Annotated in this window: 10 protein-coding genes and 1 pseudogene; 4 read left to right on the forward strand and 7 right to left on the reverse strand. The window is 39.7% G+C overall.

Annotated elements, in window-relative coordinates; all coding sequences use genetic code 11:
• Positions 1-72 precede the first annotated feature (72 nt).
• Positions 73-357: a YciI family protein gene (locus GBI16_RS08050; protein WP_171494547.1), complete on the forward strand. Its 285-nt coding sequence runs from the start codon at positions 73-75 to the stop codon at positions 355-357.
• A gap of 27 nt (positions 358-384) precedes the next feature.
• Positions 385-1,116 (forward strand): annotated as a pseudogene (locus GBI16_RS08055) (SDR family NAD(P)-dependent oxidoreductase).
• 85 nt (positions 1,117-1,201) lie between these two features.
• Here GBI16_RS08055 and GBI16_RS08060 read toward each other — a convergent pair.
• Entirely contained in the window at positions 1,202-3,295 is a 2,094-nt protein-coding gene (locus tag GBI16_RS08060; RefSeq protein WP_086210907.1) for a TonB-dependent siderophore receptor, read from the reverse strand.
• A gap of 421 nt (positions 3,296-3,716) precedes the next feature.
• Between GBI16_RS08060 and GBI16_RS08065 the strand changes: the two genes are divergently transcribed.
• Complete coding sequence (locus GBI16_RS08065) at positions 3,717-5,846, forward strand: TonB-dependent siderophore receptor (RefSeq protein ID WP_086210906.1); 2,130 nt, start codon at positions 3,717-3,719, stop codon at positions 5,844-5,846.
• A 120-nt stretch (positions 5,847-5,966) separates the two neighbouring features.
• Here the strand turns inward: GBI16_RS08065 and GBI16_RS08070 are convergent, their stop codons facing one another.
• Genes GBI16_RS08070 through GBI16_RS08080 form a run of 3 tightly spaced genes read right to left on the reverse strand, consistent with a single transcriptional unit; the run spans position 5,967 to position 7,739 of the window.
• Positions 5,967-6,686, reverse strand: a complete 720-nt coding sequence (locus tag GBI16_RS08070; protein ID WP_151706877.1) for an alpha/beta fold hydrolase — start codon at positions 6,684-6,686, stop codon at positions 5,967-5,969.
• A gap of 34 nt (positions 6,687-6,720) precedes the next feature.
• Positions 6,721-7,032 carry an AzlD family protein gene (locus GBI16_RS08075; RefSeq protein ID WP_151706878.1) on the reverse strand — a complete coding sequence of 104 codons (312 nt, stop codon included), beginning with the start codon at positions 7,030-7,032 and terminating at the stop codon, positions 6,721-6,723.
• Positions 7,029-7,739 carry an AzlC family ABC transporter permease gene (locus GBI16_RS08080; RefSeq protein WP_151706879.1) on the reverse strand — a complete coding sequence of 237 codons (711 nt, stop codon included), beginning with the start codon at positions 7,737-7,739 and terminating at the stop codon, positions 7,029-7,031. The genes GBI16_RS08075 and GBI16_RS08080 overlap by 4 nt, the downstream gene beginning before the upstream one ends.
• A gap of 182 nt (positions 7,740-7,921) precedes the next feature.
• On the opposite strand from GBI16_RS08080, the gene GBI16_RS08085 reads away from it, so the two are divergent.
• Positions 7,922-8,791 carry a LysR family transcriptional regulator gene (locus tag GBI16_RS08085; protein WP_086210498.1) on the forward strand — a complete coding sequence of 290 codons (870 nt, stop codon included), beginning with the start codon at positions 7,922-7,924 and terminating at the stop codon, positions 8,789-8,791.
• Positions 8,792-8,997: 206 nt separating this feature from the next.
• Here the strand turns inward: GBI16_RS08085 and GBI16_RS08090 are convergent, their stop codons facing one another.
• The 3 genes from GBI16_RS08090 to GBI16_RS08100 all read right to left on the reverse strand — a co-directional run bounded on the left by GBI16_RS08090 (position 8,998) and on the right by GBI16_RS08100 (position 11,173).
• The gene (locus tag GBI16_RS08090; protein ID WP_151706880.1) at positions 8,998-9,564 is read right to left on the reverse strand and encodes a carboxymuconolactone decarboxylase family protein; all 567 of its coding nucleotides are present in this window, start codon (positions 9,562-9,564) and stop codon (positions 8,998-9,000) included.
• Between the two features lie 10 nt (positions 9,565-9,574).
• Complete coding sequence (locus GBI16_RS08095) at positions 9,575-10,765, reverse strand: OmpP1/FadL family transporter (protein WP_151706881.1); 1,191 nt, start codon at positions 10,763-10,765, stop codon at positions 9,575-9,577.
• 90 nt (positions 10,766-10,855) lie between these two features.
• On the reverse strand, positions 10,856-11,173 hold the full coding sequence (locus GBI16_RS08100) for a helix-turn-helix transcriptional regulator (protein WP_171494548.1): 318 nt from the start codon (positions 11,171-11,173) through the stop codon (positions 10,856-10,858).
• Between the last annotated feature and the right edge of the window lie 222 nt (positions 11,174-11,395).

An 11,395-nucleotide genomic window follows, 5' to 3' on the forward strand; every position in this document is an offset into this window, starting at 1 on the left:
AGTCTTTACGGTCTGATTTTACTCAGCACTTTAAATTGATACTTATGCTTTAATTTTTTGGAAATGGTTCAAATGTATTTAATCCATGTTTCTGTTGATCTCGGTGAGATCAGCGAGAAATACCATGCTCAACACATTGAATTTTTAAATCAGCAATTTGACAATAAAGTCTTTTTGACTTTTGGTCGAAATCTCTCAAAAAACAGTGCTGGGGTTATTATTGCCCAAGCTGAAAATCAAGATGAATTAGAGCGGATTGTGGCACTAGACCCTTATGTTAAACATCGGTGTGCGATCTATGAAATAGAAGAGTTTTCTCCATTAAAAATTGCAAAAGATTTTCATCTTTTTAAATAATACCTATGGAACATAAAAATGAAGCTAATGAATAAAGTCGCTTTGGTCACGGGAGGAGGCTCTGGCATCGGTCGAAAAATTGCTGAACGTTTAGCCAATGAAGGGGCAAAAGTTTTGATTATGGGATGAACACGTGCGCCTTTAGTTGAAACAAGTCAACATCAAAATATTGACTATGTCGTTGGTGATATTGCATGTTTGGAAGACATTTCAAACACGATTGCTGAGCTTAAACACCGCTTTGGTCGCTTGGATATTTTAGTGAATAATGCAGGTGTTGCTCCCGTTGCAAGTATCGAAAACTTAGATATTTTATCTTTTGATGCTATTTTTCATATCAATGTTCGTGGTCCTGTGGAGTTTATTCGTCAAAGTTTAGATTTATTGCGGGAGTCCAAAGGAAGCGTCATCAATATTGGCTCTTCGGTCAGCCAACGACCACTTGCAAACATGGCTCTATATTCGGCCAGTAAGGCAGCACTTTCAGCAATCACAAAGTCTTTGGCAAGAGAGTTGGCTGTAGAAAAAATTCGAGTAAATGCTGTTTCAGTTGGCCCAATTGATAGCCCAATTTATGAAAAAGCGGATTTATCTTTTGAAGAATCTCAGGCCCATATTGATAAAGTCAGCCAAATGATTCCGTTGGGGTATTTTGGTCAACCTGATGATGTTGCTTCGGTCGTTGCATTTTTAGCATCAGATGAAGCCAGTTTTGTGACTGGCGCTGAGTATGCTGTAGATGGTGGTTTTACAGCTTAGTGAATCAATTTATTTAGCCTCAAATCTATAAAAATGACTGAGAAACCAGACATGATCTAGCATAGATCATGTCTGGTTTTGGCTCTTAAAACCTCCATTGCACCGAGAGCGATGCATTTAAAGGATCGCCTGGTTGAATCCACATATCGCTATAGCTTGCGACATAGTAAGTTTCATCTAAAAGATTATGCACATTGAGCTGATAACGTAGCTGATCTGATGGGGCATAGTAAGCGTTTAAGTTGAGTAACGTATATTCAGGTAAGTTGAAGCCATTATCTGTACTGTGTCCACTACGTTTACCAACATAGACTGCCGTTGCGCCAACTCCAACTTTGTCTGCATTGGCAAGATCCCATTCGTAGTTGCTACTCACAGAACCACTATGTTTTGGCACATTACTCAACCTCGAACCTTTAACAAGGCTCTGGTCTTTTTCCACTTGTGCATCTGTATAGCTATAATTTGCACGGACAGAGAGTCGATCACTCAGTTGGGTTTCAATATCGAACTCTAAGCCTTTACTAGATACTTCTCCAGCGGTGATCTGATAACTACTATCTGTTGGATCGGTAGTCAGTACATTTTCTTTATCCATTTTAAACAGGGCTAAACTGATTAAACTTTGTGGGTTTATTTGATATTTCCCACCAATTTCATAGCTTTTGCCTTTTTCAGGATTAAAAACATTGCCATTTTTGTCCATTCCACTGTTGAGGGCAAAGGATTTTCCGTAGTTGGCGTACCATGACCAACGATCATTCAGTCGGTAATTCAACCCCAAGCGTGGACTGGTTTGTTGCAAGTCTTGTTGGTTGGATGTATGTGCAAGTTTATTTTGAAAATCTTGGCTAATGTGATCAAAACGCGCACCGAACAGCACACTCCATTGATCATTCAGAAAAATTTGATCTTGTAAATTCAGTGCAAAATAGCGTTGCTGTTCTTCGGTATTAATGAAAAGTGGAAGCTCTGGCGAATACTGTCCATAATTTGGATCATAGATATCAATGCTATTTGGCACGCTACTGCTGTGGTTTCGACGCAGTTGTAATTGACGGTACTTCATTTGCCCAAGTTCAGTGCTCAAAAGTACTTCATGGCGTGCCCAGCCTTGTTGGATTTTCCCAAGTAGCTCCGTTTGAAAGAGAACATCATCACTTTTATTGTCACGATAGCGACGTTGACGTTCTAATGTCCGTCCATCACTCTGAATACGACGAGGTTCACTGGAAAATCCTTTGAGTTGAGTATCTTTTACGCTGAGTGCATTATTCATTTTCCAGTCATCATTAAACTGATGCGCAAGTCGAAGCTGATAAAAATGATCTTTTTGAATATGATCACCATCATCAGGTTCGCCTGTAAAGGTTTTTGGGTCCATCACAAATTGTTTTTGATAACTGCTCACACCACGATCAAAAGTTCCATCTTGTCGGGTAAATTCGCTATCAAAGTCCAATTGGGTCGAATCTGAAATTTTCCATGTAAGTTGAGGGGAGAAAAACCAACGCTCACTGTGCACATGATCACGAAAACTTTGATTATCTTCATGTGCTACCGCAATACGATAAGCCACAGCATCATTTATTGGGCTAGTATGTTCAAAACTGGCACGATACTTTTCTAAACTGTTAGCACGTAAATTAACTTCTGAAGAGCTTTCCCACTGCGGTTTTTTGGTGTTGATATTGAGTAAACCACCAGCTTCCCCGCGACCATATAAAGCGGCCATAGGGCCTTTTAAAAAGTCGAGTGATTCAATATTCACCATGTCTCGCGGCGCACTGAGTCCACGGTTGACACTTAGGCCATTTCTTATAATTTGTGCCCCAATATTTGGGTCTGTACTAAAACCTCTGAATGAGAAGTTATCCCAAAATCCGCCACCATAATTGGTTTGATTATAAACACCACTTACTTGTGTTAGTGCGTCATCAATACGCTGTACATCTTGTTGTTGAATTAGAGCTTTAGATAACAAACTTCGACTGAAAGGTACGTCTAAAATGTCATGAGAAAACTTAGTCATTGCGGTACTTTGTTGCAAGCTTTCATCTTCAGTTTCGGCTTGCAATTGGATGGTCTTGAGTACTTCTGTAGAGGTTTCAGCCCATGTAAAAGAACTTAATAGGCTTAAATATAAACTGGAAGAAAGAAGTGTAAATTTATTCATCATGATGGAGCGTAGTTTAGATGTTGTATTGTTATGTTATAACATTTTATTGGGTTTGTGTTAGCAATATTGGTTTAATCTCTAAAAAAATGAAATAAATCAAAAAGTATAGAAATAAATATTCATCATGACACAATTAAAAAAATGGGTTTAATTTTTCATTTCATTCTTAGCCATTTATTTAATGTCTGAGCCAAAATTCAGGTTTACTCAGATTACAGATGACGTTGTCAAGTCGTATATTTCTTGTAGACCTTAAGGCCAGACTAAAAGCTGTATGAGATTTTTATTTTTAAGGTTATTTCAAAATTATTTAAAAAGCTGAGATATGTTGAATAATGTGCTTGTTCATTCTAAGAAAATTGTGAATACTCAAGCCGCAAAACTTGGGCTGTAATATTATTTTTTGGGGTTAGCAACTACTGTGAAAACGTATCCTTTTTCTCGTTTACAAAAAGCATTACTGGCGGTTGGTTCATTTTCATGTCTAGGGCTGAACTCGGTATGGGTACATGCGGCAGAAGACAGTGATGTGGCACAACTTGCAACCATAACAGCGACTGCTCAAGCTGAACCAGCTGCGTATTATCAACCCAAAGTTAATTTGTCTGGTTTTGCCCAGCAAAACCTTGCAGCCATTCCTGCATCTATTAACACCGTTACTGCTGAACTGATAGCAGATCAACATGCGAAAACACTCAGCGATGTAGTAAAAAACGATGCATCTGTTGGTGATGGCTATGCACCGATTGGCTACTATGCAAACTTTGTAATGCGGGGATTTAGCCTAAATGCCGGATCAAGTTATTTACTGAACGGTAATTTGCTTCGTGGTGAGCAAAATGTAGCGCTTGAAAATAAAGAGCAAGTCGAAATACTCAAAGGCATGAGCGCGATTCAAAGTGGGATGTCGACCCCAGGTGGAGTCGTGAATTATGTAAGTAAACGCCCCAAAGATGTCCAATCTTTAACTCTTGAAGCAGATAGTCATGGCGGTAGTCGTGTGGCAACAGACTTTGGTGGATGGCTTGGAGACAATCAACAGTTTGGTTATCGTGTGAATGCAGCGTATGAAGACATTCATCCCTATGTTGAACATGCTGACGGTATACGTTTGTTTGGTTCCTTGGCTTTAGACTGGAAAATTTCAGATCGTTCAAAACTCGAATTTGATATTGAATCACAGCGTCAAAAACAGCGTTCGGTACCGGGCTATCAGCTATTGGGTGGTGAAACTGTACCGACAGGAGTGGAATGGGATCGTTTGCTGGGTTATCAAAGCTGGAGCAAACCGATCACCAATGAAAGTCTAAATACGAGTCTTAAATATAGTTATCAAATCAATGATAACTGGAGTAGCAATCTGTCAGCTTCACAAAGCCGTGTGATCGTAGATGATTACTCTGCTTTTGCCTATACCTTTGACCAACAGGGTAACTATGACATTTATGATTTCCGCAGCCCAGATGACAGTTATCTCACCAATCAATTTAAAACAGGTTTGAACGGAAAATTCAGCACTGGAGCATGGCAACATAGCCTGAGTTTAGAGTTGTCACATGCTTACAAACGTCATACTCAGTATGATGCAATCAATGAATGGATAGGTTCAGGAAATATTGATCATGATCCTATTACCTATACACCTACAGATAAAGCCTTAGGTAATCATTACAAATCATTGGATAGTCAACAAACTGCTTTAAACCTACTAGATCAAATCAAATTGAATGATGCATGGTCAGTTTTGTTGGGCGGTAAGCTTTTACATTTAAATGAAAGTGCCTATGCTGCGGATGGTAACAATATTCGCGAGACCGACTTTAATCGTTTCTTACCGCAACTCGCTCTGATGTACCAGCCTTGGCAAAATACTCATCTTTATGCTTCTTATGCAAAAGGGATAAGCGATGGTAGTCAAGCGCCGTGGTATGCCAATAATGCTTATGCTACCTTAGCGCCAAGACATTCAACTCAGTACGAGTTGGGCCTTAAACAGCAATGGCAAACGATGTTGTTCACAGCGGCATTATTCGATTTAAGACAAGACAATCAATATACCAATAGTGCTAGTAATTATGTCACCGATGGTGAACAACACAACTTAGGTTTGGAATTGGGATTGCAAGGTCGTGTTGCTGAGAATCTAGATATGACATCGACGTTGGCACTGACCCGTTCACGTTTAGAAGATGTACAAGCAAATGAATATGCAGGGCATCAGACCCAAAACGTACCAAAGCTACGTTTTGCCAGTCATGTGTCTTACCAAATGCCTCAAGTCGAGGGCTTACGTTTACTTGCAGGTATGCAATACAGCAGCAGTAAATACGCCAATAAAACGGGTACGGTTAAAGTTTCAGGCTATACCGTATTCGATGCGGGTGCAGCTTATAACTTCCGTGCTTATGGTTATGAAAATATGCTGCGTCTGAACGTGGACAACCTGTTCAATAAAAAATACTGGCGCGATGCAGGAAGCTTCTTCGGGGATGATTATTTATTTCTGGGCACACCACGTACAGCGCAGTTTTCATGGACTGTGAATTTTTAAGAAATACGTTTAAGTAAATAAAAAAGGCATATTCCACAATATGCCTTTTTTATCTGATGATGAATTGTCTTAGACTTTACTAAAGGGCTCTTTTCAGTCTCTATTATATTGATAGGTCAATTATTTTTCGAACTGACTTGAAAGGTAATCACGATTGAGCCATTTCAAAACAACCTGTGTCAATGCTTTGGGCTGTTCCAGAGGTATCATGTGTCCCGTATTTTCAATCACAGCCAAGTCGGAACCCTTTATTTGTTGATATAATTCTTTGGCTTCATTTGCTGAACGGATTTGGTCTTGCTCACTGTAAATAATCAAAGTGGGGCATAAAATTTTTGTTGTATCCTGCTCATTTCTATTCAGCAGAGACTGTCTCACAAAGGTGTCATAGCCTAAATGCTGTCCCATTTTCTGAATCTTATGTATCAGCCTGTCATTGTGATTATTTGAAGGGTGCAAGGTTTTCCGAATAGCCGTTGAACTTAAACCTTTAAATGTTTCTTGTGAACTCAGTTTAATCACCATCATTTTCTGCTGTCTTTGCTGTGCTGTATCAGAACGTAGTGAGGATGCAATGAGAATCAATGCAGAAACTTGCTCTGGAAACTGCTCCGCTATAGACCTTGCAACATAGCCACCTAAAGAAAAACCGATCAAGATAAATTTTGGAGGTAAAGAGCGGATCATATATTGAGCAATTTCGGGGATGGAATTTCCATGCGATAAATTGGCTCGAATCAATTGCCATTCTGAGGGCAGCTCTTGCACAAAGTCATCCCATAAAGATTGATCTAACATAAAGCCCGGAATCAAAACCACAGCTAAAGATTGTTTTATCATTGGCCTATTCATTTCTGAGGATGTTTTAAAACAACTAAAAATATTGACGAAATAACGCTGCGGCGATGATGCCAGAGGCAATTGCAAGCAATGGCTTTTTCACCACCAACATCACGACAAGTGTAGTTAATAAGGCCAATCGCGCGCCATTATCTCCCTCAACAGCAATCGGAGCTAAAAGTGCGACCAGTACAGAGCCTGACATTGCAGTAATAAACCGTTGAGCAGTATCAGTGATGGGGACATAAGACATAATAAATACGCCACCCCAACGTGTAACAAGTGTGACGAGGGCCATAATTGCGATGATGGTCAACGGATATGCTGTATTTAGCTCTATATTCATATTTTTTTCTCTTTCCAAAGCAAACCAATAACACCACCTGCGAGTGCGCCAATAACCACATGACTATTTTTCGGCAAATACCAATAAGCCAATAGTGAAATACAAGCAGATGCAGCCCAAATCAACACCATGCGTAGATCTTTTTTTCCACCTACAACCATTGCCAATAAGAAGCAAGACATAACCATATCAAGCCCAAAAGCATTTGGATTTTGAATGCTATGACCAAAATACAAGCCAAGCCATGTACCTATAATCCATGCGACCCAAAGTGCTAAACCTCCGCCAAATAACAATCCAAAACCAGATTGACCTCGGCTAAAGGCTTGTAAAGATAAAGCCCAGTTTGCATCCGAGATCACAAGCAGAATACCGTATCTTTTCATTGGAGAAAGATGGCGTAACCATGGGTAAAGAGAAGCCCCCATTAAAAGATGACGTGCATTGATAAAGAAAACAGTAATCATCAACGGAAACAATGATATTTGTTCGCCCCATAATTCCAAAGTTGCAAATTGGGAAGCACCTGCAAAAACCAAGGCGCTCATTAACATACTGGAATCGTTACTTAAACCTGTATGTGTCGAGGCCAATCCAAAGGCTGCACCAAAAATCACAACAAAAAGTGAAATAGGCAATAAGCTTTTAAAGCCAGACCAAACATCTGAAGTGTTGAGGCTATATATCTCTTGGGTTGTATTAGACAAAGCTATTTCCTTTTCATTATCAGTCGTATGTCTCAAGTTAGGGCGTGAGTAGCAGAGTGGCATCAATACAACTTGATACTTTGTAAGACTTGATCTGTTGTAAATTATGCACTTAGAAAGAGAAAAAGAAAAACGCATAAAACTTAAGTATACTATTTGAAAATCGAATAGGTGGGGCGGTCTTGAACTTAAAAGATTTGCAGATTGACTGGTTAAAGTGCTTTGTCACAGTGGTTGATATGGGAACGTTGTCTCATGCCGCTCCTGAGCTTTATCGTTCACAGTCGGCGGTAAGTATGCAGCTCAAAAAACTAGAAGATGCGCTACAGTGTCAACTTCTCATCAGGTCCCATCGACAGATTGAATTGACCGCGGAAGGGCAGCTTCTTTTAGGTTATGCAAGACGGATTTTGGATTTACATCATGAAACGCAACAAGCTTTTCATAAAGATGAGTTAGTGGGGCGAATTCGACTGGGGGTCCCTGATGATTATGCTGCGCAATATCTCACACCTGTATTAAAGCGCTTTGCACCACGTTATGGAGGCGTTGAAATCGAACTCTATTGTGAACAATCCACTTCCTTGATTCCGCGTGTGGATAGTGGAGACTTGGATTTAGCCTTGATTTCTCGTGATGATCCTCGGCAGGGTACTTTGTTGTTCCACGAACCAATGGTCTGGGTCGGCTCACCACAATTTGATATTTGGAAAAATGACCCGCTACCTATAGCTGTTTATGAAAGTGCTAGTCTAGCTAAACACAGTGCAATTCATTCACTCGCTTTACAGGGACGTCGTTATAAGGTGGTTTATCACAGTTCTAGCTTAGTGGGGCAGATCGCTGCTGTTGAAAGTGGTTTGGCTGTTGCTGTCCTGACCAAATGTAGCGTGCCATCTCATTTAGATATTTTAGGTGCGGAACAGGGTTTAGGGCCTTTGGAGCCGATGGAAGTATCGGTCTATCGTAGTCGTATCTCACAGGGCTCTAAAGCTGTGGATCATCTTTATGAGCTTTTAATTAAAACCTTGCGACAATCAACGGCTTATTAAAAATTCTGACATTATATTTGAAAGAAAAAAGTATATGAATAGGTTAAATGTCTATATGTATTTTCAATATTTTGAGTGTATACAGATCCCTATAGATATTCATGATGTTGGGTTTTAGTATCCACTTGAGTTAAAAGCAGTTTGTTAATGCAGTGTTAAAATACACTTTTAACTTACGTGGATACTGATATAAATACTCAGCAGTCTTATTCAGGCTGAACACCACAGGTATTAATGGTCATTGCTACCATGACGTAATGACCAACCAACATACAGAACTCAACAATTTGGTCATCATTAAAGTATTTTTTGAGCTGCTGAAATTGTGTGTTATTTAAAGTTTTATCCGTGAGTAAAGCATCTACACTGTTGATCAGCGTGGTGAGTTTGTCATCCCATAATTCAGAATGATCTAGCGTAATGGATTCAACGATTTGATTCTTAATTCCGAGTTCTGCTGCAAAATGGGTATGGTGTTTCCATTCATAAGAGCACTCTAGTTTCCAAGCAACTCTAAGGACAATCAGCTCTTTATCAACACGACTAATATTCCCTTTAAATAAAATACTTTTCATAAAAAAAAGATAATTGGGAAATAGTTTATCTAAACGAGCCAGTACGCCAAACACATTCAGCGGCACTTTAGATTTGGCACCATATTGCGTGACTTTAAGAAAAACCTTCTGCGTGAGATTGGACTGAGAAAGGGATAATGGTGCAATGCGAACTTGCTCATTTTTCCATTTTGGTGGGGTAATGTTTAAAGCATTCATCGTTTACTCCTTAAAATTTATAGGCAATTTTTAATGCATACGCCCATGCAGTACTGTCTTTAAATTCAGCGATATAGTTATTAGTGCCTTGTTGGCTAGCAGATTGGATTTTGCCATCACCGAACATAAAGTAACGTACCCCTAAGCTGATGTCGTAATTGCTAGCAGGGCTGAATTTTGCACCGAGTCCGACATTCCAGTAACCATCCACAGGGCCAAGCATAGATACAGGTTCACCCGTACCACTGTCCCAGCCTAAAGAAACGCTACCTACAAATTTCTCATGCAGTTTTCGAGCAACCCCGACAGTTACAGAATATTGATCTTCTGGATATTCCAGCAGATTTAGACCATTACTCAGTTTTCCAAACCAATATGGTTGAATGGTAAAGTCTTTCCAATTGACCCAGCGTAGTTGGGTAAATGCTAGGGTATTGTGTGCGATTCCTGTTTGAAGGTCTAAATTGACAGATTGAGGGGTTTCGATGGTTGTTTTGCCCGTATTGGGTAGGTCAGACAAAACGGCACTTGCACGAGTCTCTTTGATATCTAAATCATGTTCGATTTTAGAACGATAGGTTAGAGATGTTTTGAGTGCAATTTCTGGTATTTCATAACTCAGACCAGTCACCCAGCCAACACCATTACTGTCATTGACTTCAATGTTGTACAAACCAAATGCTGCGGGGCCACCATTGGCATAACCGCGTAGTTTTGCTGATGCCGAAACGGTCTGATATGCAGGACCTGCATAGATTTGAAAGCGGTCATTGAGTTTATAACCAAGTAACATCGTGAGATTTTCTGTACTGACTTCTGCCTGTGTAGCTTCACCATTGAGGCTAAATACAGGTGCTTGCTGTACTGGATATTCTGAATCTGTTCCAAAAGGTTGATCATAAAGTAAGCCAAATGCCAAGCGATCTGTGAGTTGAAATTTCAGCCCAGCAAATGGAGCATAGTAGCCTTTACCAATGTTTGAGATTTCTGCATTTGCGCCAACAGGGAAGTTAGGGCTCACTTGACCTTCTGCTGTCGGTGATAAAACAGATATCCCCGCTTCAAAATAATTATTGGGTTGCAAAAAAGCAGCAACAGATTGTGTGGTTCGTTCCAATCCTGCTGCTGTGGCTAAACTAAAAGGTAAAAGGCTGAGACTCATGCTTGTGAGGATATAATGTACGAGAGCAGTTTTCTTCATGTTGAATTCCTTAACTTTATTTTTGGTCTTGCTCCTCAAGACTAGTCATCAGTTTAAGGTGTGCTGATTTAGAGAAATGGTGCTATCGTCTCAATCCAATAGTGCTAGCGTCTCAAATTGGCTGTTTTGCCATTGTTTAGGGGGCATACCGAAGTAATCTTGAAAAGATTTAATAAAGTTAGAGGGGTGGCTAAAACCGAGGGTATAAGCCAAGTGGCTTACAGTCCCTTTGTTTTGTAGAAGATATTTACTGGCAAAGTCCATACGCACTTGCTGAATCAGATCTTCATAGTTGGTGTGATAGACATGCAACTTTCTAAAAAAAGTACTGCGTGAGGTAAATAACAATGCTGCGAGATCTTCAGCTTTTAACGGTTGATGAAGATGGCTATGAATCAAACTGAGCACTCTAAATATCCAATATTTTTTAACCCTAAAAAAATCTTTAAATTGTGATTCTGCCTGTTGTTTTAATTGCAAAAATTCAGATGAGCTATTAGAACTTACAGCTTGTCCAATGTTTGAGAGAGGTGGTCCCACATGTTTGAACAACTAAAAGCTTATTTATAAGTGATACTCTGCTCTAGTTAAGCTACCTTATTTTGTTGTGGTAGCTGGTCATAGTAAAAC

The sequence above is a fragment of the Acinetobacter sp. TUM15064 genome (assembly GCF_008980265.1).
GTDB lineage: Bacteria > Pseudomonadota > Gammaproteobacteria > Pseudomonadales > Moraxellaceae > Acinetobacter.